The 25,534-nt window shown below is 38.5% G+C and carries 17 protein-coding genes and 3 pseudogenes; 17 read left to right on the top strand and 3 right to left on the bottom strand.

Annotation, left to right across the window (positions count from 1 at the left end):
- Window positions 1-31: 31 nt before the first annotated feature.
- Together NST98_RS08720 and NST98_RS08715 are read left to right on the top strand one after the other, a co-directional pair.
- Window positions 32-2,209: an MMPL family transporter gene (locus tag NST98_RS08720; RefSeq protein ID WP_328216815.1), complete on the top strand. Its 2,178-nt coding sequence runs from the start codon at window positions 32-34 to the stop codon at window positions 2,207-2,209.
- A 265-nt stretch (window positions 2,210-2,474) separates the two neighbouring features.
- The gene (locus tag NST98_RS08715; RefSeq protein ID WP_340714936.1) at window positions 2,475-4,127 is read left to right on the top strand and encodes an IS1182 family transposase; all 1,653 of its coding nucleotides are present in this window, start codon (window positions 2,475-2,477) and stop codon (window positions 4,125-4,127) included.
- A gap of 317 nt (window positions 4,128-4,444) precedes the next feature.
- On the opposite strand, the pseudogene NST98_RS08710 reads toward NST98_RS08715, so the two are convergent.
- Window positions 4,445-5,599 (bottom strand): annotated as a pseudogene (locus tag NST98_RS08710) (IS701 family transposase).
- Window positions 5,600-5,962: 363 nt separating this feature from the next.
- Here NST98_RS08710 and NST98_RS08705 point away from each other — a divergent pair.
- From NST98_RS08705 to NST98_RS08695, 3 genes are all read left to right on the top strand, one after another.
- Window positions 5,963-6,499 (top strand): lanthionine synthetase LanC family protein, encoded by a 537-nt coding sequence (locus tag NST98_RS08705; protein ID WP_340714935.1) that lies wholly within the window; start codon window positions 5,963-5,965, stop codon window positions 6,497-6,499.
- A 129-nt stretch (window positions 6,500-6,628) separates the two neighbouring features.
- Window positions 6,629-7,327, top strand: a complete 699-nt coding sequence (locus NST98_RS08700) for a response regulator transcription factor (RefSeq protein WP_340715707.1) — start codon at window positions 6,629-6,631, stop codon at window positions 7,325-7,327.
- Window positions 7,314-8,741 carry a HAMP domain-containing sensor histidine kinase gene (locus NST98_RS08695; RefSeq protein ID WP_340714934.1) on the top strand — a complete coding sequence of 476 codons (1,428 nt, stop codon included), beginning with the start codon at window positions 7,314-7,316 and terminating at the stop codon, window positions 8,739-8,741. Before NST98_RS08700 ends, NST98_RS08695 begins: the two co-directional genes overlap by 14 nt.
- Window positions 8,742-9,045: 304 nt before the next feature.
- Here NST98_RS08695 and NST98_RS17290 read toward each other — a convergent pair.
- Window positions 9,046-9,799, bottom strand: a pseudogene (locus NST98_RS17290) (IS1634 family transposase); the annotation flags it as partial.
- A 364-nt stretch (window positions 9,800-10,163) separates the two neighbouring features.
- Between NST98_RS17290 and NST98_RS08685 the strand changes: the two are divergent.
- From NST98_RS08685 to NST98_RS08630, 12 genes and pseudogenes are all read left to right on the top strand, one after another.
- Entirely contained in the window at window positions 10,164-10,856 is a 693-nt protein-coding gene (locus NST98_RS08685; RefSeq protein WP_340715706.1) for a lantibiotic protection ABC transporter ATP-binding protein, read from the top strand.
- A 15-nt stretch (window positions 10,857-10,871) separates the two neighbouring features.
- On the top strand, window positions 10,872-11,618 hold the full coding sequence (locus NST98_RS08680; protein ID WP_340714932.1) for a lantibiotic immunity ABC transporter MutE/EpiE family permease subunit: 747 nt from the start codon (window positions 10,872-10,874) through the stop codon (window positions 11,616-11,618).
- Between the two features lies 1 nt (window position 11,619).
- Window positions 11,620-12,405 (top strand): lantibiotic immunity ABC transporter MutG family permease subunit, encoded by a 786-nt coding sequence (locus NST98_RS08675; protein ID WP_340714931.1) that lies wholly within the window; start codon window positions 11,620-11,622, stop codon window positions 12,403-12,405.
- Between the two features lie 35 nt (window positions 12,406-12,440).
- The gene (locus tag NST98_RS08670) at window positions 12,441-12,875 is read left to right on the top strand and encodes a NisI/SpaI family lantibiotic immunity lipoprotein (protein ID WP_340714930.1); all 435 of its coding nucleotides are present in this window, start codon (window positions 12,441-12,443) and stop codon (window positions 12,873-12,875) included.
- Window positions 12,876-13,296: 421 nt separating this feature from the next.
- A pseudogene (locus tag NST98_RS08665) lies at window positions 13,297-14,464 on the top strand (IS256 family transposase).
- 206 nt (window positions 14,465-14,670) lie between these two features.
- Window positions 14,671-14,958, top strand: coding sequence for a hypothetical protein (locus NST98_RS08660; RefSeq protein WP_340714929.1), 288 nt, complete (start codon window positions 14,671-14,673; stop codon window positions 14,956-14,958).
- Between the two features lie 230 nt (window positions 14,959-15,188).
- A complete protein-coding gene (locus tag NST98_RS08655; RefSeq protein ID WP_340714928.1) occupies window positions 15,189-16,550 on the top strand; it encodes an IS4 family transposase in 1,362 nt (453 codons plus the stop codon).
- 238 nt (window positions 16,551-16,788) lie between these two features.
- Window positions 16,789-17,823 (top strand): Wadjet anti-phage system protein JetD domain-containing protein, encoded by a 1,035-nt coding sequence (locus NST98_RS08650; protein ID WP_340714927.1) that lies wholly within the window; start codon window positions 16,789-16,791, stop codon window positions 17,821-17,823.
- Window positions 17,793-19,301, top strand: coding sequence for a replicative DNA helicase (locus NST98_RS08645; RefSeq protein WP_141602345.1), 1,509 nt, complete (start codon window positions 17,793-17,795; stop codon window positions 19,299-19,301). Before NST98_RS08650 ends, NST98_RS08645 begins: the two co-directional genes overlap by 31 nt.
- Entirely contained in the window at window positions 19,288-20,031 is a 744-nt protein-coding gene (locus tag NST98_RS08640) for a DUF6063 family protein (RefSeq protein ID WP_340714926.1), read from the top strand. Before NST98_RS08645 ends, NST98_RS08640 begins: the two co-directional genes overlap by 14 nt.
- The gene (locus tag NST98_RS08635; RefSeq protein WP_340714925.1) at window positions 20,015-24,433 is read left to right on the top strand and encodes a hypothetical protein; all 4,419 of its coding nucleotides are present in this window, start codon (window positions 20,015-20,017) and stop codon (window positions 24,431-24,433) included. Before NST98_RS08640 ends, NST98_RS08635 begins: the two co-directional genes overlap by 17 nt.
- A gap of 486 nt (window positions 24,434-24,919) precedes the next feature.
- A complete protein-coding gene (locus tag NST98_RS08630) occupies window positions 24,920-25,069 on the top strand; it encodes a hypothetical protein (RefSeq protein ID WP_340714173.1) in 150 nt (49 codons plus the stop codon).
- Between the two features lie 177 nt (window positions 25,070-25,246).
- Here NST98_RS08630 and NST98_RS08625 read toward each other — a convergent pair whose 3' ends face one another.
- Window positions 25,247-25,471: a hypothetical protein gene (locus tag NST98_RS08625; RefSeq protein ID WP_016838192.1), complete on the bottom strand. Its 225-nt coding sequence runs from the start codon at window positions 25,469-25,471 to the stop codon at window positions 25,247-25,249.
- Window positions 25,472-25,534 lie beyond the last annotated feature (63 nt).

Genomic DNA, 25,534 nt, shown 5'->3' with positions numbered 1-25,534 from the left:
AGTGAATATTTTTTTGGATGTGATGATATTCATGTTTAAAAGCTTAGGTAAGATGACATATGTCTATCGCTGGATTATATTAGCTTTATGGGGAATCGCTTCATTTTTACTTATTTTATATGCATTTAAACTCCCGGATGTGCTCAGTGGCGATGGGTTTGAGATGAAAGGTTCTTATGCAAAAGTCCAAAAAATAGCGAAAGAGGAATTTAATCTTCCTAATAATAGCGTTATTGTTTTATTCGAAAAGGAAGAAAAAGTAAAGGAGGAGGCGTTTAGGCAGTTTATACTAAAAAAGCTGGAAAGTGTTCAAAATGTAGAGGGATTAGTTAGTCTTATATCTCCTTATGATCAAGAAGGGCAGTTAAAAGGCAGTGTAGCATTTGCTGTTTTGGGATTTGATCGGGAATTTAACGATATGGGGGATATACTCAATGAGTTAAAGATGAAGTTAAAAAGTGAGGATGGAATTCATATTCGTTTGACAGGACCGGCATTGATTAATGAGGATATGAATAAGGCAAGTCAAGAAGATTTGAAGAAAGCAGAAATGATTGGAATCCCGATTGCTTTAATTGTTTTATTAATCGCATTTGGGAGTTTTGTCGCGGCATCTGTTCCGATTGTGATTGGCTTACTTGCTGTTGGTTGTTCGATGGGAACTTTGTATTTCATCGGTCAGCAGAAAGAGTTATCCATCTTTACATTGAATATTGTTCCGATGATTGGATTGGCTTTAGGAATTGATTTTGCTTTGTTATTTATCAGTCGTTTTCGGGAAGAGCTAAAATCTAGGGATGTAAAGGAAGCAATTGTTGTTACAGCGCAAACTGCGGGGAGAGCTATCTTATTTTCGGCTTTATGCGTGATTTTAGGGTTAGCTAGCATGTTAGTTATTGATGTTGAAATTTTTAAGACAGTGGCCATCAGCGGAGCAGTGATTGTCATCTTCTCATTAGTCATAGCGCTGACATTTCTGCCTGCTCTTTTATCTGTAATAGGAAGAAATATTAACAAATTACAGGTTCTCGAGATTAAAGGAAGCGGAGAGGGTGTATGGCATCGATTTTCTAAGTTTGTCATGAATCGAGCAGGGATATTGTTGTTGATTAGCTTTGGAATTTTGCTTTTCTGTTCAATCCCTATTTCTAAGATGAAACTGAGCATCCCTGATGCTACAGCGCTTCCAAAGGAATATGATACTAGGATAGCGTACGAAATTTACGAAAAAGAATTTTTGGGTGAAAATCATTCGGAAGTGCTAATGATCGTTCGCACGAAAGAAAATGATATACTTGAAAAAGAATCTCTTAGACAGCTGGAAAATTTGTTGCAAGATTTAAAGAAGGAAGAGATCGTGGCAAGTGTTGATTCTATCTTTTCAATCATGGGAGATTTACATTACCAACAACTTTATATGCTTCTGCACAATGATGAAACGAAGAAAAAAATAGCTCCTTTCATTAATAAATTAGTGAAAGGTAATCAAACGATTTTTACTGTTCATTTAAATGTTGATTTTGATTCGGAAGAAGCAAAAGAGTTTGTGAAGCGCTGGGAAAAAAATGACGGTCAGATTGAAGTGTTATTGGGAGGTTTACCAAAGTTTAACCAAGAAATTCATGATGAAATCTCCGAAAATTTCAAGTATAGTTTATTGATAGTTTTTGTATCTACATTTATTATTTTAGTTCTAGCATTTCGTTCGATTGTTATTCCTTTAAAAGCTATTGTGATGAATATCATGAGTTTAATGGCTTCATTTGGGCTTTTAGTATGGATTTTTCAAGAAGGACATTTTGGCTTTGAACCGGTTCCCGCTATCGCCCTTATGATTCCGGTCTTCGTTTTTGGAGTTGTCTTCGGTTTATCCATGGATTATGAAGTTTTCCTGTTGTCTAAAATTCAAGAAATCTACTTGAAGACGAATGACAATGATAGAGCTACAATCGAAGGCTTATCCTCGACTAGCAGGGTGATTACATTTGCAGCGCTGATTATGATTATCGTAACAGGAGCATTTGCGTTTACAGGTATTGTTCCCGTCAAACAAATGGGGTTAGGAATAGCACTGGCTATTTTTATTGATGCTACAGTTGTTCGATTATTGCTTGTTCCATCGTTAATGAAGCTCATGGGAGATATAAATTGGTGGGCACCTAAGTTTTTAAAAAAGCTTCAACGAGCAAACGTTTTTCATGAATACTAAAAAGAATACGCCAAAGCAAAAAGCGTCGAAATGAATAAGTTTTATGCCGGAATAATAAGCTTATTGTATCATTTACAAATTTTTAACGAATTAAACGTAAACTTTGACAGAAGGAGGCTGGGACAAAACCCCCTCTAAAATGGAAACAGCCCATGAAATTTTGGAATGAAATTTCATGAGCTGTTCTTCATTTTTTCAATAAAAAATAAGGACCTCTTCTGTTAAAATTAAGTTACCACCAAAACTAACAGAAAGAAGGGTCCTTATGTTTAAATATTATAACATGAATCAATTAGTTTTACCTCTAGATTTAGAAATAAAATTACAAGAAAATGATATTGCCTTCCATATTCACCATTTAGTTGAAAGTATTCCAGATGAAGCCTTCCAGCCGTTTCTTCGAAATACAGGTTGTCCTGCTTATCATCCACGCATGATGCTAAAAATTATTTTGTGTGCCTATTCGCAGTCTGTCTTTTCAGGTCGAAAAATTGAAGCGCTATTAAAGGACAGTATACGAATGATGTGGTTGGCACAAGGATATGAACCAAGTTATCGGACGATCAATCGTTTTCGTGTGCATCCGGAAGTAAAAGAATTAATTCGTCAATGTTTTGTCCAATTCCGTTGCCAACTGGTGGAAGAAAAGTTAATCGATCAAGAAGCCATTTTTATCGATGGTACGAAGATTGAAGCGAATGCCAATAAATTTACTTTCGTATGGAAGAAATCCATTGAAAAATACAACCAAAACTTAATTGAAAAGTCCAATCAGTTATACAACGAACTATTAGAAAAAGAAATCATCCCTGAAATGGAGCGGGAAAATGAGGGAGAACTGTCCGTAGAAGAACTCGCTCAAATGGTGCAACAAGTCGATGAAGTCATTAAGGAATATGACCAAAAGATAGAAACATCGCCCGATGCCACAGAACGAAAAGCATTAAGAAGCGAACGAAAATATCCAAAACAAGCGTACAAACAATTAATAGACTTCATTCTACGAAAACAAAAATACCAAAAAGACTTGGACATCTTGGGGGAACGGAACAGTTATTCCAAAACAGATCAAGATGCGACGTTCATGCGAATGAAAGACGACTATATGAAAAACGGTCAATTGAAAGCTGGATACAATGTACAAATCGCAACAGAAGGTCAATACGCACTAGCTTATAGCATCTTTCCAAATCCTACTGATACACGTACATTAATTCCGTTCTTGAATAAGATAGAAAAGGATTATTTTCCGTTACCAAAGTATATTGTCGCAGATGCTGGTTATGGTAGTGAACAAAACTATGAAGACATCCTTTCGAATCGAAAATGTGAGGCACTCATTCCATATACCATGTATGAGAAAGAACAAAAGAAGAAATATAAACAAAATCCATTTCATCCAGACAATTGGATGTACGACGAAGAAAGTGATACCTACATTTGTCCAAATCAGCAGCGAGTAACCTTCCGTTATCGTTCTGTACGTACAGATAAGACTGGTTTCAAACGAGAATTGAAAATCTATGAATGTGAAAACTGTTCAGGATGTCCATTTCGTTCATCATGCACAAAAGCAAAGGAAGGCAATCACCGAAAGGTCATGGTGAATGAAAAATGGGAACAACAAAAAGAATATGTAAGAGCGAAGCTTTCAGAAGAAAAAGCTGGTTCTATTTTCCGTCAACGTAAAATAGACGTAGAACCAGTTTTTGGATTCTTGAAGGCTAATTTGCGTTTCACTCGATTTTCCGTTCGAGGAAAATCGAAAGTGGAAAATGAAATGGGCATTGCCTTAATGGCCGTGAATTTACGAAAATACACGGCCAACAAAGATCAACTAACCAAAAATAATGGGGATAAATGGAAAAAGGAGAATTTGAGCCAACTCAAATTCTCCTTTTTCCTATCTAGAAGCTAGTTTTGTCCCAGCCCCGTGTGGAGGAAACCAGTCTTCCCCTCTATTCTAAATCTATTTCAGAGATACCCTATCTATCTTACATTACACAAAATTCTTGACGGTACCAAAAAATATGAAAATAAAGAAAAAATATTAGAAAAACATTAGATTTTCTATTTAACTTAAATATCGAAAAGAAGTTTTCAGATCCGGTATTAACTGCTTGATGAGAAAGGATTGGGAATTTGTCGGATAGTGAGTCCTTTCATCATTAGTACTGTAGATGAGTGAATTTCATTACATTTATTACCATCTACAAAAAGTAAACAAAGATACCCTTATGCCACTCGTAACTGGTTTTTAATGGAATCTAGTGGCACTCCTCGTTGAGCTTCGTAATAAATAAACTCAATGAGATTGTGAATTTTTCTCGATCTCACACTCGCAAGATCGGTTGAAAAATCACTTGAATGTTCTGTCATGCAATAGATATACGTAAATTGTACGATGACCCAAAATCGTTTAATGGCTCGCTCATGTCGGATTCGATCTCGATCGAAACCTAATGTTTCTTTCGTTTGCCGAAAGTAGCTTTCGATCGACCAGCGTTTCGCATAGTATTCAAGAATAGCCTGATCGCTCAGTTTTTGTGTCTGTACTTAAAAAACAACGCAAATGCTCGCTCGTCATCGGTTGATCGTTTTTCCAAACCGCATTTGGAATGTCGTTCAATGCCGCTTCGTAGCGATACACTCGATACGTTTCCCCTCCCACGGTCACAAGGTGGATATCGGAAACATCGATGTAACGGCAAATTCTTTGGGGATTGACGAATTCCTTGTGGATACGGGATGCGGTTGGTTTTCAATGCTGCGATGACATACCATCCTTTCGTTAGGCACGTTTCAATGAGCGATTTCGATGTATACCAAGAGTCAAACAGAACATAGACACGATGGTTCCACCCATGGAGCGATTGGCTCATTTGGCGTGCGAGAGCGATTTTACTAATTCCTGATGTCTTATCGTAACGGGCAAAGGCATAAGGGAACGCACGATGAGCAAATCATCATCCAGACTACCTGATGCCCCCATACGAATTTGCCTTCGGTGTGTGAAAAATGATGATCACACCCTTCAATAGGAGACTTAGCCTGTAACGAGGGCTTTGTCTTTTGGCAAATCGTATCATCAATCATCAGGAAAACCGGCTCATTCGTTTGTTTCGCTAATCGGTGAATCTGCTTACAAACGGATTGTTGTGCGGCTTGAAGAAGTCGGTTTTCATCCCAAACGTCTTTGTGCAAAAAATGACTCAACGTCGTTTGGTGTTTCGGATGGTAACTATCCGTCAGAGTACCAGAACATCCTTTTGTGAGCATTCCATCTATGAGGTGGACGAGATGGTTCATCACAGACTTGGAATAATAAAGTTTTAATCCGAGAGAAGATCATGTATGGTAGATTTCTTGATGATGTGCTAATCTATCCATACGAGAGACATGAACCTCCTTGTTTGGGTAGTTTGGTAGCACATCTATTCTAACCAAGGAATCGGCTCATGTCTCTTTTTATGTTTATTTGTAAATTTATGTTAGTAAATTTGCTCAAGTACAGTTAAAATATATAATTGATTTGTCTCAAGACAAAGAGATGGAAGATTTAAAGATTCCTGGATGGTATATTCTTCCTGAACATGCTTTTTCGGAAAGGGAAAAAAGAAATTGGCCGTCCGGTTTCATTAACTCGGGCTCTCTCACGGCATACCTGCTTTATTAATTATTTTGTGCAATGCCAAAAAACTGAATATTTATATGGATTGACTAGATGAATGTATTCAAAAAATAGCCGATTTTTTGATCAAGTTTCAAATTAAAGATGAAATCGGAGATTATTGGGGAACGCATGTTTCTTTAGAAGAATACAAACAGGGAACAGTCTTGAACAAAAATACAAGAGATGCATGGTGCTACGGAACCCCCGGTGTCGCTTATTCATTGCTTATCGCGGGGAAAACGTTGAATAATCAGTCGTATATTGACTGTGCCGTAAGCGGAATGGAACTGGCAAGCAAGCGGCTTTACGACATTTTTTCTCCCTCCTTTTGTCATGGTTTGGCAGGCGTGGCATACATCTGCAATCGGTTTTATGAGGAAACGAATATCAGTGATTTTTGTCAAACCACCCTTACATTGGCCAATGACATTATGAAATATTACAATGAGGAATATCCATTTGGTTTTAAAAATATTGAGGGAAGCGAAGAAAACAAGGAATATTATGATTATGTCGGATTAATAGACGGAACGGCAGGAATTTTGTTGACGTTGTTAGCGATCCAAAACGGTAAAAAAACGCCTTGGGACAGCGCGTTTTTATTATCCAAAGTTTAACATATGGATAAAAGAAAAAGGCAGGGTATTCTCTCTGATATTTTAAAAGGGGACCCCTATCTGCATGAATACGGAATTACTTGAAAAAGTTGTTCAAATTTCATGAATGATAAGGTGGGAGCTGGAAGCATGCATTTGAAGAAAATTTTAGTTGTAGATGATAATGAAGATATTTGTCTTACAATCAAGCAATATTTGGAACTTTATAATTACACAGTGGAATATGTACATAACGGCACCGAGGCATTGCAAATCATTAACAATGATTTTGATTTGATTATCTTGGACATTATGATGGAAGGCCTTGATGGAATGGAATTGTGTGGGATTATCCGTGACAAAGTGAATTGTCCGATTATTTTTGTCAGCGCAAAAACGCTGGAGGAAGACAAAGTTCAAGCTCTATCCATCGGCGGGGACGACTATATGTCCAAACCTTTCAGTTTAAAAGAGTTGAAAGCAAGAATTGATTCCCATTTAAGACGGGAAGAGCGGATCCGTTCGAATGACAGGCATTTGTTAAGTTCTAAAAATATTACCATCGATCTTTTGGCCAATGAAGTCTTTTGTAAAGGGGTTCAATTGCATTTAACAAAAAAAGAATATGAGATTATTAAATTGTTAATGTTGAATAAAAATATGGTCTTTTCTAAGGAAAGAATTTTTGAACGGGTATGGGGATTGGATTCGGAAAGTCAATTAGAAACGGTGACTGAAAGCATTAAAAACATACGGAAGAAAATTCGGTCTTTGGATAAGGAAAACTCCTATATTAAAACATTATACGGATTAGGCTATAAATGGGATGTTACAAATGAAAAAGGATAAAACAATAAAAAGAGATTTTTATTTATTGGTTGTAAAGGTCTTCTTATCAACGATTTTGTCTTCGGCAGTTACTTATTTATGTTTAATCTATCTTATCTTTATGTTTACCGAAAATAATATGATTAAACCGACGGATTATTTTGTGAAATATCTGGATGTTATTGAAAAAAAGATTGAAGAAAGCGCTCCGGACATTTTAAACGGGGAGCTAATTAATCTAGATCAGTACAGTGAAAAAATTGAAGGGGAAGTATTGGATATCAATGGCAATCATCTTTACGGCAATCAGGATGTTGTGGGATATAAAGTGAAAGTCGGTGAAGTAATTAATCGTGAGATTGTAAAAGGAAGCTATGTTTACAGATTTATCCCCATTAAACATGATAATGCCATTCAAGCGGTGTATGTGCTGAAGGCTCCTTTCGGGTTTATCATTAATAATCAGGCTCGCCTCGGAATCGTGTTTATTTATGTTGTGTTGTTGATTTCTCCGTTAATATTTTTTGTGATTTATTTAATTTTTTATACGTCCAAGCTGTATAAATCCTTGTTTAATAATATTAAAGTGTTGCTTCAGGCTGCGGATAAAATTTCCAACGGAGATTTTGATTTTAAGATCTCGGGATTGAAAAGAAAAGAGTTTATGAGGATCCAAGATTCGTTTAATACGATGATCGACGCTTTGAAAGAGATGATTGAAAGTATATCCAAGATCGATGATGAACGAAAAATCATGGTGTCGTCGATTGCCCACGACATACGAACGCCGTTAACTGTTATTCAAGGGCAAATGGATTTAATTAACGATTTGAAAGACATAGAAAATTTTGATATTACCCCGCATTTAGATATTATGCGGAAAAATTGCAGTAAAATGAGCATGCTTATGGACAATTTGTCGCTTCTTTATAAAGTGGAAAACGTCGACTTTTTGTTGAATATTAAAAGAGTTGATTTGGGTAGAATGCTTCATGAGAAAAAACAAGAAATATCAACCATGGCTCATTATAAAAAAAACGTTCATATTCATTTTGATGTCCACTTAAGCAAACGATATTATTTTCTTGATGAAGCCATGTTAATGAGGGTTTTGGATAATATTTTGTATAACAGTCTGAGATTTACAACCAGCGGGGAAATTAAACTTGAAGTACATGATGAATCCGACGGTCATTCAAGCAAAATTTATTTTAAATGTTCGGATACGGGGACCGGATTCAAGGAAAAAGATACGTCTCGGTTATTCAAGGCATTTTACCAAGATGAGCAATATAAAAACCATGTCGGGTTAGGCCTTTATATTTCGAAAAAAATTGTCAATAATTATGACGGACAGATTCAGGCGTACAACAATGAAAACGGTGGGGCAACCGTTGAGTTTTATATCAAGGAGCTATCCAATTATTTGTTGTAAATCGAGTGGAACTGTATCATCTTTTAAAAGAAAGTTTTCGACATGTAAGGATTTTAAAAATTTTCGCATTTCACAAGAAGAGGCGTCTCATCATTCGTTTTCGGATGGGAGATTCCCCTATTTTTATACCTTCAAAAAAGTAACGAAAAAATATAGGTAGCCAAAATAATATATTCGTAAAGAAAAAAGGTCTGGATTTTGTAATGCTCCGGGCCTTTTATGTGTCGGGAACTTTTAAGCTTTGAACAAATTGCTCAGAAAGTTTTTTATAATAGCGAATGCAGGTAAGGTAAAACCTACACCAGTTTTCCTCACTCACCATTCCACGGTTGCCAACGAGAAGCACTTTGTCGATCGGGTAACGCTTTTTCATATCCTCAATAACTTCCCGAACGTTTTTGTATCGTGCATATTGCCAGGGAAGACTTGGGTACCAATCGGAATGCCTTGTTTGGTCATGAGGAGTTCAATCAACACTTATTTCCGATCGGAACGGTGGTCTTTGGAGAAACCTCATTTGGCAATCTCTTCATCAGCCTCTTCCCCTTCGAAGCAGCTGCTTGTCGTATCATAAAACACGATATCCACATCAAGAGAAATCAAATCCGTTAAATTCCCATATAACTGCATTTCTTTTCTTTCTTCCAAGAAGTCCAAGCACGATAGTAGTGTTGAAGCTGGATTTCAGAAAACCCTTCTGCGTAAATGGTGTCAACCCACCGCTTGAAAATCCGATATTTACTTCCCGGATCCATTAGGCGATTTAATACCATGGCAAAAATAGCTTCATCATATTGTGAAACTATTTCCGCGTCATCCATCAACTTCTTCAGAAGACGACCTAAACCGAGCATGTCCCAAATTTTACGGAACAGATAGACCGGACCGAATTCCTTCGTCCATTTGACTGTAACAGAAGTTTTAGTTTGGTTATGGATTCGCTCAAAATAGCGCTCTGAAAATTTGGTCAGTCCTTCAATCAGTGTATCAAGAGAGCCGCTTTCCAATAAAATTTCCAACCTCCCCAAGTTATAGAGCGTTTCTTGGCGAACCTTATTTCACAATTAAGTTTTTGTTTTGTAGTAGGGTGGTGTCAAACCTAATTCAAAATAATTATAAAAACTTTATATTGAAAAGGTAGTATGAAGTTGGAAATGATTGATGAAAGTATCGAAAAAAATTGGGTGAATCCGTAAATGGTAAAATTGCAGTAATTTTCCGGATTCCCCTTAATACAAAGGAACAGAACATATGGCTTTTAAGACCGATCTGAGCTTTTTTAAATATGACTGTAAAAATATCGGGTCGGCAACATTGATCAAAGATGATGCTGATCAAGGAAACAGTGCGTTTTCCGGGATAACTTATCAAGCCGCCGAGTCGTTAAAATTTAATTTTTTTAACGTTGAAAGGAGAATAAAAATGTCAGAGTATTTTTTGGAAACGAAACAATTAACCAAAGCTTTCGGCAAACAGCTTGCCGTTGACAATGTATCAATCAGGGTCAAGGAAAACACGATTTACGGATTGCTTGGACCAAACGGAGCCGGGAAATCAACTATTTTAAAAATGTTAACGGGTCTTTTGCGGCCGACAAAAGGCGAAATTCTCTTTAATGGGCATCCGTGGAGCAGAAAAGATCTTAAGGAGATCGGCGCGCTTATTGAGTCACCGGCCCTTTACGGCAATTTAACGGCTTATGAAAATTTGCTGGTTCATGCAAAATTATTAAATCTTCCGGATTCAAGAATTAAAGAAGTGCTGAAAATCGTAGGTTTGGAAAATTCAGAGAAAAAGAAAACCTCGCAGTTTTCCTTCGGGATGAAGCAACGATTAGGGATTGCCAAAGCACTTTTAAATGATCCGAAGCTTCTGATTCTCGATGAACCAACCAATGGACTGGACCCGCTTGGTATTCAAGAATTACGAAAACTTATCAGATCTTTCCCGAAACAAGGAATGACGGTCATTTTATCAAGTCATATTTTGCCGGAAGTAAAACAATTGGCCGATCACATTGGCATCATCCAAAACGGAAAACTTAAATATCAAGGAGAAATAGAGGAAGATCAAGATCTGGAAAAATTCTTTATCGATGTAGTCAGCGGATTATGAGGGAGGCTGTAAATCATGCTGAATATGATACAATCTGAACGTTTAAAATATAAGCGGACTTTTGCGAAAAAGCTTGTATATATTGCACCGTTTTTCTTTGTACTATACGCCATTATTACCATGCCTACGATCCATTCCAAATATAATTATTTCGAATACACGGTATTTAATTGGTGGCCGTTAATATTTCTTCCTTTGGGGACGGCATTGATCGCGTCACTGGCCGCCATGCGAGAAAAAAAGTCAGGAAATTACAGAGCTTTACGTTGTCACGATATCAGCATTCCGCGAATGTGGTTCAGTAAAATCATTGTGATTGCCTATTATACATTGCTTTCATCCATTGAACTGATCATTTTGTTGATCCTGTTAAAATTATTTTTACCCAACAGCATTTCATCAGCAGCTGTCGTTGTAATGGCCAGTCTTACCATATGGATCACATCGTTGGCATACATCCCAATCGGGTTGTTTTTTGCTGAACGATTCGGAACCGTTATTTCCATAATTGTCAGTTTGATAGGGATTGTATTGGGCGTAATCATGGCTCCAGAATCATATTGGATGTTTATTCCTTGGAGTTGGGGAATGAGATTGATGTCTCCGATCGTCGGTGTTCATCCGAACGGAGTACCGTTGAAAGAGGGGAATCCTTTGTTGGATCCTTCCGTTATTCCAATAGGCATTCTTGCCTCCATTGTTATTTTTGTTTTATTATCTCTTGTTACCGCGTTTTGGTTTTCGAGAAAAGAGGTGAACTGAATTGTCTTTTTTGAATGTTTTGTCATCCGAATGGCTAAAGACAAGGCGTACAACCATTAGGCTGATCGTGTTTGTGACGCCGATTATTTATCCAATCTTTATGCTATGGTATTTTTCCAGATACAACGATCCTTTTTGGCAAGTGAAAATATATGGAGGATTTTTTGAGGTGTTGAGTGTCTCGTTACCGATTATTATTTCTTTGCTTACCGGTTTGATCGCCTATCAAGAAGAAAAATCGGGAAGTTTCATGAATGTGTTGACTGGTCCTGTTTCAAGAGCGAAATTTTACTTTGGGAAACTTTCTTTGCTTATTTTTGCCGCCATTGCGGATATATTCTTGGCAACTTTCCTTATGTTGTTGGGGATGAGATATATTTTGAACATAGAAAATGTGCATTACGATTTATTTTTGCAAGGAGCGCTTTTGTCCTTGGTCGGATCACTTATTCTTTTTTCCTTGCATTTGCTGATCAGTTTTGCATTCGGGATGGGTGCGTCTATTGCGATCGGTGGCGGAGGATTCCTTGTTTCAGCAATTATTGGGGCAACGGTTGTGGGTGATAATATTTGGCAATATATTCCGTGGGCTTGGACCGTTCGCCTTTCGCAAATTCCCATGTTATTGATGCTTGAGGTCAAACATACATTTGGAATGGAGTTGTCGGACTTGTATTTTCAAGAGTTGATGAAAGGGATCATACTCGCAAGTATATGTTTTATTCTCGTAACATTGCTAGGTTTAGTTTGGTTTAATCGTTGGGAAGGGGGCAAGTCCTATGAATAAAGGAAAAAATACAGGGGAAGGAGGAGAAAAGAAAAGTGAAAAATTCCGTCCTGCTTATGGCTGTTGCCGGGGTAATTCTTTTGGGAGGCTGTTCCCTATTAACAGATTTGAAACAAACCGCCTCCGAGAATATGGAGATTGATAAAAAGTTGCCGAAATATAAGTTGAATATGGAAAATTTTAAGGAAATCAGCTATGAGGGTAAAACCTATGTGATTCAAGAAGCGGAAGTTACGAAAGAAGATTTGGATGAACCGATTGGAAAGGTTACGGAAACGATCACGATTAATGAAAATAATGAGATACTAAGCAAAAAAGAGCTTAAAAAAGTTGAAGTGGTTCCAAAGGAAGAAGACGAGAAACGAACGCATTTAAACTATGGTTGGGTATACAGCATAAAAGATGTAAGTCCGGATGAAGAAGTTGCGGTAGTTATTAACAATAAATTTCATGTAGCCAAAATGAAATAAAGTTCATAGATGGTATGTATTTGAAAAGTACTTTCCTCTTTGGAGGGAGTGCTTTTTTTCGAGAGCTTAAAATATTTTGTGTAAACATCAACAATTGTTGCATTGAATATTGAATAGTGGAGCATCGGATGATTCTAGCGTTACCAAAACTGTTACTGCGGTAAATGCCGCTGCGGCCTTTTGGATCAGGTGAACTTAGGTAAAAATCATCGGGATAGGATGTTTGGCGATAAAGTCGTCGTTCTGTTCCGATGTTTTTTATTTATCAACAGAAAACGTAGATTTATTAAAGATGAAATTAAATTTGACACGCAACGATGATGTATAAAATTTTGTGTCAAGCATTTTGCTAGACCAAAAGAAAAAAGGTAGGGGATTCTCTGATTTGACCAAACATTCTAGAGAAAGGAGAACCCTACCTATGTCTAAAGGTATACCGAATTTAGACTGGGTCAATCAACTGGAAAACATCATTCGTCAGTTTGTAAGGGAAAAACTAGAGTTGATCATGAAGGAAGAAATTCAGAGTTTCCTCGAAATTGAACAGAAGGGAACGTCGAATAGAAGAAACGGCTATTACCATCGAAACCTAGATACGCAGTATGGTCGTATCGAAGGCCTTTCTGTTCCAAGAGACCGAAACGGGGAATTTCAAACGCAGTTGTTCCCCCCCTTATCAACGCCACACCGGCTGGCTCGAGGAAGCCATCATTAGGATGTACCAAAGTGGCATGAGTACACGGGAAATTGGCAAGTTTATCGAACGAATTCTAGGAAATGCCTATTCTCCTGCAACGATCAGCCGTATTACCGATGTAGTGAAGGAAGACATCGAGAAATGGCACGCTCGTCCACTGCACAAGCGTTATTCCGTCTTATATTTGGATGGTTTATACGTAAAACTTCGCCGGGATACGGTAGAGAAAGAAGTCATTTATGTGGTGTTAGGAGTGAATGAAGAAGGGTATCGAGAAATTCTGGATTTCTTCGTGGGAGGACAAGAAAGCGCCTATGGATGGCGGGAGATTCTCCAGCAGCTCTACCAAAGAGGCGTCAAGGAAGTGCTTCTGGGCGTCTTCGATGGCCTTCCGGGGCTGGAGGAAGCTTTTCGGGCCGTTTATCCGAAAGCCGATGTGCAGCGTTGTGTCGTGCACAAAGTACGTAATACCTTAAATCGTGTTCGGAAAAAAGACCAATTCGAAGTGGCAGAGGACCTCAAGCTGATTGATCGCGCGCCGAATAAGGAGATGGCATTACAGATGTTTCAACAGTTTGAGTCGAAATGGTCCAGCAAGTATCCAAGAGAAGTCCAATCTTGGGCCAATGAGTTGGATGCCCTCCTAACATTTATGGATGATCCAAGCCGTATTCGAAGTGTGATTTACACGACGAATACCATTGAACGAACGATCAAGGAGATTCGGAAACGTCTCAAGCCGATGAACAGTTTGAGCAGTTTAGAAGCCGCGGAAAAAGTCGTGTATTTGACCATCCAAGATTTTAATGAGAAATGGGCAGGACGAAAGTTACGAGGATTTTCCGAAGCTCATGAAGCCCTCGAGCGAATGTTTGAAGAACGTTACAATTAACTAAATAATGTAAATAAATGAGATAAGGGGGATTCTCCCTTTCCATACAGGAGACTGAATATTCAGTCTCCTGTGTGGAAGAAACAGCCCCCTCTCTATTCTAAATCCATTTCAGAGATGCCCTACCTATCTTACATTACACAAAATTCTTGACGGTACCCAGCAATGGAACACCAAAAACAATGGAGCGAAACTTGATAAAAACTATGTCTAAGGAAGATTTTAAAAATGTCTTTAAAGAAATATCAAAGGAATATGAAAATAAAGGAGTTGAGCTATCTAACCAAGAAAATGAATTAATTAACGAACTGTATTCTCTATTCTTCCAACAGGATGAAACACTAAAGGATGAAGTAATTGAAGATGAGCGATACCATTGTCCACTGACAGGAAAGAAGTACAAAAGTTTAAAGCCTATGATTAAAAATGCCATTAAAATAAGGCTTGAAGAAATATATAATGAAGGAAAAGAAACGGTATTGGCTAACGATTAAAGTTGTTAGTCTTTTTTAGATTACATAAATAAAATTATCATAGTAAAATTACTTACTCAACTTTCGCAGTGAAAAATTTATGAATAATCCTTGATTTGATAGGTTTCTTTGGGTATCTCATATTCACTTGACACTGAAAAAATTCGTCTAAAAAACAAAAAGACACCTCTTTCTTTTGGTAAACTATTGGTGACCAAACCAAAAACCAAAGAAAGAAAGATGTCACCATTATGATAACGAAAAAAGAGTATTTTGCGCAATTACCAAAAGAAATAAAAGACGGATTTTCTGAATTACAAATTGGTAATCATTTAAGAAAAGCTGGAATTATCAAGGCTTGTGGTTATTCTTGTTTATCGATTTTTCAACTATTATTTCTTCTTGTTTTTCAATACAGAAACTGGTACCACGCCTTACAAAGTAAAAAGGCTGCCGATTTACCAGGAAAAGATACCATTTATCGTTTTTTGAACTCGTCTACGTATAACTGGAGAACCTTTTTACTATCTCTGAGCTCCGAAATGATTCGTCGTGTGAAACAAACGATTTCGAAGCGCCGTGTTACCGTGTTTATTGTAGACGATTCGATTTATTCTCGTAACCGTAGTAAATCGGTTGAGCTTCTAGCTAAAGTATTCGATCATTTCACTCGTCAGTTTGTCAATGGTTTTCAACTATTAACGCTCGGATGGTCCGATGGCTTTACATTTGTACCTATCGATTTCGCTCTTTTGAGTTCAGCGAACCAAAAGAATCGCTTGAACGAAATCCATTCGTCCATTGATAAACGAACCACAGGCTACAAACGACGGCTCGAGGCATTGGAAGCAAAAACAAACATGGTGTTGAAATTAGTAGAACATGCATTGGATAAAGGAATTTTCGCTGATTATGTGCTCATGGATACATGGTTTACTCATGCCCCGTTGGTGGAGAAGATTCACTCCAAAGGCCTTTTTGTCATTGGCATGGTCAAACAGCTGAAACAACGTTATCTTTTCAACGGAGAACGTTTAACCTTGGAACAACTGTATCGAAAAGCGAAACGAGACATTGGTAAAAAAGAAACACTCGGCTCGATTCACGCAACCCTTCATACGGGTTTACCAGTGAAAATCGTGTTTGTGCGGAATCGAAACAACCAAAGTGAATGGCTGGCCATTTTGAGTACAGATACCACGCTGTCTAATGAAGAAATCGTTCGAATCTATGGGATGCGTTGGGACATCGAAACCTTTTTTAAATTCAGTAAATCGTTTTTACATTTAGCCAAAGAGTTTCAAGGTCGTTCCTATGACATGATGATTAGCCATACTACCATTGTCTTCACTCGGTATATCTTGATTGCTTGGCAACTTCGGAAAGAAGAGGATCCGAAGACCATGGGCAACTTATTCTTGTTTCTATGTGACGAAGTAAAGGAAATGGACTTTAAAACGGCTTTACTACAATTGGTTTCTCTTTTCCAAACTTTGGCTGAAGCTAAGATTTATTTGAGTATGGGCATTTTTCAGTGTCAACTGTCCAATTGGATTACTTCTTTACCTCGTTATATCAAGGACTGTCTTCATATTTCTGTGTGCGAAAGTTGAGTAAAGAATACATTAATGGAAAGAAATAGAAACACTTCTCAACAAAAATTTCCATTTTTTATTGTTTTGACAAATCTATTGATTGCTCCGTAAAACGATTTTTATTGAAATCCCCTCCCCAAAACCAAACATTTCTTGAACTGTGCAACATTCCCCTAACTTTCTTCACAGACTTGTATTTCCAATTTCCCTTCATTTTAAGTAAAATAGGAAAAAAGAATGTTCGGAGGTAAGGATAGTGGATGAAATTTACCGCGCACTTAATGGCTATCCGAAAAGAATGATAGGATTATCCGCATTGGAAGCAATCATGGGGAATTTCTTTCATACATACGAAGAATATGCCGGCTTTATTTTGAAGCTGGAACAGGAAGGCATTTTGGAGATGGTGAAGTCTAAAGGAAGAACGACAAGAAATCCATCGCTCGCCTTTCAGTACCGGATCAATAAAAGTCTGCTTCAAACCGGTTTCCATCAAGAGATTCAACATTATCGCAACAAGTTCCATCCATCCATAAACCTTGATGAATATTACAAAAAAGATCCTTCCATTTGGCGGCACGATCTTCCTTATCTCATCAAAATCAATGAATACATAAAAACATTTGGTTTTCCGAAAGAGTCCGTTCCTGCACCGGAGCGCAGTTTTGAACTGGTCCAGGATGAAAAATGGCTCACTGAAAAAGGGGGAAAAGAGCTGCTGGAGCGTATCGGACTCTTCCATTCTTTTAACATCATCCCTGTTTCCGACCCGTTGATGTTTGCCATCCATCCCAAGCTGGTCACAAAGGATACACAGTTTCACCTCATTGTTGAAAATAAAACGACTTATCAAGGTCTGCTTCCGGCTTTGCCATCCACTGAATTTTCCACATTGATTTACGGAAGTGGGAAGAAAATCATCCATAGCATCGAACAGTTCCGGGATCAATATCCGGTCAACGCCCAGCATCATTTTTTCTATTTCGGCGACATTGACCGGGAAGGAGTGTCCATTTGGCATTCGTTGAACCAAAAAATCAAAGCCCATTTGGCATTGCCATTCTATAAAGCTTGTCTTGAAAAACAGCCGATCGCCGGAAAAGAATATCAAAGACAATATACTGAAGCTCAAGAAAAATTCATTAGCCAATTTCCGCAAAAGGAGCAAGAACAACTGGCGATGATGTTTTCGCAAGGGAAGTATTACCCGCAGGAAATCTTAAAATCAAAAGAATTGCAGGAAATTTGGAGGGGATCCGATTGGAACAGATGGATATGCAAGCGTTATTAAGCGGATATAGAGATCGGATCCGGCGCATCGCCCTGTTTGAACCGTTGAATGAATTGGATCGGAAAAGGGATGTTGATTTAAATGGGACGAAGATTGATATGAAAGGGCTTGGCCTCCTCACTTTGCTTTTTTTCTTTGAACAGAAGTTGATGCGAAATCAAAGGACAGGTGTCAAAGAATTGGCTTCCTTTTTAAAAGAGGTCACGAAAGAAGTGTATATGCTGAAAGAGGAAACCTATGAAGAACTGGCCAGAACCTTGATTCAAAATTTCCGCCCGACCCACGGAAAAAAACGCAGCTACGGTTATTTTGATTGGGAGGAAAAGGCGGAGGAGACCATTGAATATTCCATTTTGAAGGCGAACGATTTTGATGCCGGAACGAATAGCCAATTCTATACATTGGATGAAGATGGATTGGAATTGATTTTTGCAACGAAGGAATTTTATAGTGAGTTCCAAATATCCATCAACCAATTGATTTTACGGAAACAGCTGGAAAAGGGGGAATTTAAGGGGGCACTCCGGCAAATCAATGAAATGCGGGTGGCCGTCGAGACGTTGCAGGAACGCATTGTCAAATTGAAGCATGAAATCCAGCGAAGCATTGTGTCCGAAGAAACGTTTGAGCGGTATAAAGAGCTGCTTGATGATATTTTTCAGAGGTTGGAACGGGAAGATGAAGAATTCAAAGAATTGAGGGAGTTTGTCAAAGAAACGAGGGAACGATTGTTTGCCGAAAATATTCATCAAAAGGAGCAGAAAACGTATCAATACATTTTGCAGATCAACAGGGAATTGGAGAAAGTGCACTATGAACATTCCGAGCTTCTGAATCAGACGCTCCATTTGAAAAACACGACTTTGATTACAGCCCAGGAGTCGCTTTATTATACGGGCATGCATTCCTTTAACTTCGACCAAGATATCGTGTCTCTCATTGTGTCCACCCCTTTGCCGTTGGATGCGATGAAAGGCGTTCTCCATCCTTTCCTGAAAGTGGAAGAAAATGAATTTTGGTCGCCGCTTGCTGTTTTGGAAGAACAGAATATCGTGGAAGACCGAAAAGAGAAGGTGGAATATCACTTTTATGAAGTGGATGACGAAAACAGCTTCAATTCATATAAACAATGGATTTCAGAAAAATATAAAGAGCTGATGGAACATTTTCTGAAGGCTTATGAAGAAAATAGCGGCAATACGTTATCCGAGTTCATATCCTATCTCGAAAGAAATCAATTGGAGAATCTATTCCAAATGCGGTATTTCTACGATTTTTGGATTGTTCTCCACCAACGTTCGCCTATTCAAGCGGGAACGGATGATGAAGAAAGCAGAACGGTTTTTGATGAGGCCTTTCGATTATTGGGAAAACGCAAATTAATCGTTACGGAAGATAAAGCGATCATTCAAAAAGTAGATCGCTATTCCATCAGTGAAATGAACATAAAGTTGGAGGATGAAGATGAACTATTCTGAACAAACGGTGTTGCAAGCCTTTCGACTATATACGAAGCTGGCAAGGGACGGGGTTTTGGGCAAAGAGGCCGTTCAAATCTATAATGCCGATGAAGATGTGCGCGCCCTTCTTGAATTGTTCAGCCAGGAAGTGCATTGCGCCATAATCAAAACGAGTGAAGAACTGTTTCTCGTTCCTGAAACAAAACTGTCTCCATTCCATGTAAGCAATGAGTGGATTAAACGGAAATATTTGCGTTCCGGTGCGACGAATGCGGATATGTATCTTCTTTATTTTTGCATACTTGTTCTTTTCGGCAGTTTTTATGATTCCTATCAAAGTCCGCATCCCACAAGGCAATTTATCGGCATGGATGATTGGATCCGGCTGATTCAGGAGCGGATTGATCATTTGAAATCCCATGATGAGGAACAATTAAAAGCATCGGAAAAAGAGTTTTCTTACAATTGGAGCGCTATCATCGAAAAATGGGATGATATGGATGATATTAAGGAAACCGCTAAGCGGCAATCAGGAAATACGATTAGCCGAATGAGCTTCCTGCATATGGTTGCAAAGTTTTTGAGCGACCAACAGTTGATCCGGGAAATCGGGAATAATGAAATCACCTTGACGGAAAAAGCGATGACCATCATCCAGCGATTTTTCATGGCAGTGGAATATAACAAAGGGATTTTTGAGTTTCTTTACGGTTTTGATAAGGAGGGACAACATGCCGGCCATCAATAAAATCAGATTGACCAATATTGTCTATGAAGAAGGCAACAAGCGTTATAATGATGAACTCTTTTTATTCAACGGATATAATGGGGCGATTCTTCTTGAAAACGGCGGAGGGAAGACCGTTTTTATCCAAACGGTATTGCAAGGGATGATTCCCCATACCGATTTGGCGGATCGAAAAATTAAAAACACTTTGGTGTTGGAAAATGCCCCGGCCCATATTGCGATCGAATGGATACTCAACGAACGTCCACGGCGATATGTAGTGACGGCGGTGACCCTTTTTATGACGGATAAAGGATTGGATTCTTACCGCTATGTTTATGAATATGATGAAGGGGATCAGAACGGAATCGAAGGCATTCCTTTTGTTCGGGAAGGACAAGGCGGCACCAGACCTGCCGACAAGGGAGAAATGCTTGATTATTACAATGGCATGAAGGAACGATATCCTTTATCGGCAAGAACGTTTTCGACAATCAAAGAATATCGGAAGTTTATTGAAGAACAATACCATATTATTGCCGATGAATGGGAAAGTATTGTGACAATCAACAGCTCGGAAGGGGGCGTCGAGGCCTTTTTCGAAGCCTGCAAAAACACCACCCAGTTATTTGACCGCTTATTGATACCGACCGTTGAACAATCGATTGCGGGTCATCATCCAACCCTTTTTGCCGATATCTTTGAAAAACAGCTGGATAATTTGAAACTTTATAAAAAACTGAAAGAAACCATTGAAGAGAACAAGCGGATCCAACATCAACTGGAAAAATACGTGCAAACGTTTGAAAAACTGCATTCCTCCCAGCTTGCCTATGACAAGTCGAAGCAGAAGGCAAAAGGAATATGGGAAGAGATTCAAATTCAAAAAATCGATGTTGCAAAAGAAATGGAAAAGAATGAAGAGCAATTCAATCTTTGGATTCAAAAGAAAAAAGAACATGAAGTGAAAGTGGCGTCTTATCAGATTGCCGTTGAGGAAGAAAAATACGAACAACTGCAGAAAGATTATGATCTGGCAAATGTTGAATATGGCACAAAAAAGGAAGAACTGGAGCAACATAGCCTTGCCTATTATTCATTGAAATTTGGGAAATGCAAGCAACTTTTGAATCATTATCAAAAGGAAATTGCGTTTGTTGAAAGCGAAATGAAGAAGCTGGAAGAAATAGAAGAGCTCTCGGATTTGCAAAACCAATTGGAAGAAACGAAGCAGGCGCTGCTCGGACATTTTATTGAACAGATGGATGACATGAAAAAGAATATGGAACAAATCCAATTCGAACTCAATCCGATTGTAAGGCAAATCGATACATTGCAGGAAGAAAAGCGGTCCATCGAAAAACATGATTTGGATAAGCAAAGGGAAATCGCCGGTGTTCAGAAAACCATCCAAATGAGGGAAGCGGATATCGAAAGGTTGAAACAAACTTTGCTTTCCAATCCACAGCACGAACAAGTGGAAGAGAAAATGGCCGAATGGCAAAACCGCCATCAATTTTTGGATGAAGAACTGATACGGCTGCACGGAGAGAAGAAGGAAAAAGAGAAGCAATCGATTGAGCTGGATGAAACCATCGAAAAATTAAAAAATGAGAAGAACGGTTTGCATGTTGCAAAAGAACAATTGAAAAACGAGAAAAGCCAAATTGAAAATGAACAAAGAAAATTGATTCGAATTTTGGGAAGATTAAGACCGCAATGGGCCATTCTGGAATCGGTCTATGAAAATGAACACTCCATTTATAACCGGCTTTATGAAACCATCGAAAAATTGAAAAAGGAAAAAGAGGTTTTATTATACAAAGAGCGGGTGGCATTGCGTTTAGTCGATGATTATGGGGAACAGAAAACATTTTTCAGCGATCCGTTGATTGAAGCGCGGATAAAATCATGGAAAAATCAATTGGACTATTGTGTAACGGGTATTGAATATTTGCAGATGCTGAATGAAGCGGATTATGAAGAAAAAATCTTCTATCCGTTATGGGCTGTCACTTTGATTACAACCAATAAATCGAAGGAAGAATTGCAAAAGAAAGTGGAAGACCTTGCAGATGAACTTCGATACCCGATTCAAATACTGACGACCGAAGAAGCGGCGAAGATAAAGAAAGATGCCGTCCAACCGGAGCCATCCTGGATTATTCCTGCTCATTGGGAAAAAGGGATGATGGAAGAGACCTTTGGGCAATGGAAAGAAAAAGTCCGTGTGGATGCGGAAAAAGCGACGAAGGAAAGAGAACTGAAAGAAACGGAACAAAAAGAATGGGAATATGCCCTACAAGCCTTCCAACAATTTTTGAAAGACTATCCATATGAACGGCTGACCAATTTTCAAAAAAGATGGTCGGAAACGATGTTAAAAATCGAACAAATCGAAAGAGAAATTGAAAATGCGGAGCAGCAGCGAAAGAATCTGAAGCATCAAATCACAACCATCGGGGAACAAATGGAACTTTGCCAAGAAGAAATGCAAGGGCTTGAACGGAAAATCCAGGAAGGGAATCAATATTTCCATTATTGCCGTGAAGTAAAAGAGGCCAAGGAAGTTGAAAAAGAGTTGAAAGACGTATTGGCCAATATAAAAGCCAAAAAAGCACATTTAGCCGCACAATTATTGGATTATAACGAACAAAAGGCTGCACTGGAGGAACGCAAACAAAATTTAAAATGGAAATTAGATTCTCTTAAAAATGATGAAGAGTATAAAGAAGTGCAATCATTGACCCCAATTTTTACCGGGGAAAGCCGGAAAAATCTCCGCGACAAAATCCAGACGCTGAATTTGAAAATCCATCAAGCGTCAAAAAGTATAGGAGAATTGAATGAAAAGCTGGCCAATGCCAAACACAATTTGACTAAATTGCAGGAAGAGATGGATCAGATCCGCAATGAATGTGAAAATGTGCATGAACATTGGGAATTTCCATCAGATGGAGAACATTTATTGCAAAATAAGATTATCAAAATAAAAGAGTTGAAACAGGCATTAAACAAGTTGGAAAAACAGGTTACTGAAAAGCTTTCTGCAAAGGAAGAGCAAAAAGGAAAAAGAAATCATTTGAAACAGCTTTTCCGTGAAAATTTTCCGGATTATGATATTTACACATTCTCCGTTCCATTAAACCAAGCGGAAGAAGAGCTTGCTGAAGAAAAGAAGGCGCTTCAAAAAGAGAAGAATTATTTGGATGAACAGATGGAACAAGTGTCACGAGAGCAAAACAAGATTGATGAAGCGGAACGCGAGCTGATCAAATTCATTGAAAAACATCATTTTAACGCACCACAAGTCGTGACAATCCCTTTAAGTGAAAATGAAAAAATGGATTTTATCTATAATCGGAAGAAAATGGTGAAAGCCATTATCCAAGAATTGGAGCAACATAGTGGACAAGTGGAGAAGGAAAAGGAAGCGGTGGATGCCCAAAAACAAGCTTATAAGCAGTTTTGTTCAACGATTTCTGATAATAAATTGCAAAAAATGGCGATTGAAGGTGTGGATTATAAGACGGGTTATGAAGAGTTATTGGATTTTAAAAAGAATATGATGATCCGAATCGAGCGGTCGACGAATTATGCCAATGAACATATACGGCAAAAAGATGAGGAATTGCAGGCATATATCAACCAAATCCATAACCATTTAAAAACAGTGGTAGAAGAGTTGAAACAAATTCCAAAACATACAAAAGTAAAAGAAGAGGATCAATGGAAAACGATTTATACTTTTACGATCCCTCAATGGGACGAAGAAGAAGGTAAGCAGCGGATCCGCGATTACATTGAGTGGATTATGCTTCAACTGGAGTCGGATCGTTATGTAAAAGAAAATGGCCTTCAGGATGAAACGAAAGTTCGGAATGACATTGAAATGTGGCTGCAAACCAAACAGCTTCTGCAAGTGGTGATGAAAAATGAAGGCATGAAAGTAAGTTGCCGCAAAGTGACAAACGAAAATAAAGTGTCGACAAGGTCCTATTCTTGGGAGCAGAGCAATGTATGGTCAGGCGGAGAAAAATGGAGCAAAAATATGACGTTGTTTTTGGGCTTGTTAAAATACGTCGCTGAAAAGAAACAGCATCAAAAAACAAACATGAAGCACAGCCGGGTGGTGATTTTGGACAATCCATTCGGCAAAGCATCGAGCGACCATGTGCTCAGTCCGGTTTTCTTTGTTGCGGAACAATTGGGATTCCAAATCATCGCATTGACTGCCCATGCGGAAGGGAAGTTTTTGCGGGATTATTTCCCTGTAATTTATAGCTGCAAACTCCGTGAAGCCAAACAAGCCAATAAACAAATCGTCGCAACGGAAAAATGGCTCCACCACGCATACTTCCGCGACCATGAACCGGAAGCGTTGGAAAGACTGACAGAAAAGGAACAAATGTCTTTGTTCTAGAAAACGTGGGTTTATTCAAAAGAGCGAATGAGAATGATGATTGGCTTTCTCATTCGCTCTTTTCGTGCGCCCGGCATGTACATGAACTATAGGGTGTAAGTCCCGAACCCCGAAGACAGAAGTAGAGGTTAGCCAAGAGCAAGGGTGTCCGTGGTGACGCGGAATCTGAAGGAAGCTGGAGGCAAAACACCGGTCCGAGGAACACGAACCTCATATAAGGCTAGGTATGATTGAGTGAGTTTGCGAAACAAAACAAAGCTCTTTCTGTCGAAGGTCATATCGAGTAAATGAGGCGGATAGATGGTGTGAAAGTGCATGTACTTACCCGGGGAGGTCTGGCGGATAGGTGAAGTACGCTTCATAACCTACTTAGTGATAAGTAGCTGAACCGTCAGAAGTCAGCAGAGGTCATAGTATTAGTTGGTCTAGAACAACTGAGAAGGACCGAACAATTAAGAGAGAATAGCCCTTGGCATTCAGTGAGTCATGATGAACACAGAAAACGTAGTACCTCACTTGAGGAAGGAAGCGGTGAATCCCGTGGAAGACCTCTTGGAGGGTGGAGTGACCACTGGCATAAAGAGAACAGCTATTCACGGAAGTTATATAAAGACTTGCGTCAATCATCTTAATTGAACCGCCGTATACGGAACCGTACGTACGGTGGTGTGAGAGGACGGGAGTTAATCGCTCCCTCCTACTCGATTAATGCTTTGGCAATTATTTTACCAAGTTTGACTATTATCCTTGGCATTTTGGCTATTATCGAATCAACTTTGACTATTATCGCCGATTTTTGAAGTTGATTTTAATTTATTGGCTATTAAATTCATAAGTTTGACTATTATCTTCTAAAGAATGACTATTATGTTCAAAGAGTTGACTATTATCGATTATTTCGTAAACTTTTTTCGATTGATTGGCTATTATGTTCACAAATTTGACTATTAACATAAGCAGAATGACTATTATTGTGCCATCTTTGGCTAATATCTCGCTTAATCTATGCAAAATCAGCCACACCTTTTCACTTTTCAAAGTTGTTGGCCTCATAGTTTAGATAGAAAAAACATTAAATTTTGCACTAACCCGTAATTTATA

Source organism: Ureibacillus sp. FSL W8-0352 (assembly GCF_038004345.1).
GTDB lineage: Bacteria > Bacillota > Bacilli > Bacillales_A > Planococcaceae > Ureibacillus > Ureibacillus thermosphaericus.
The sequence above is the reverse complement of the archived record's forward strand: the minus strand, read 5'-3'. Positions and strand labels throughout refer to the sequence as shown.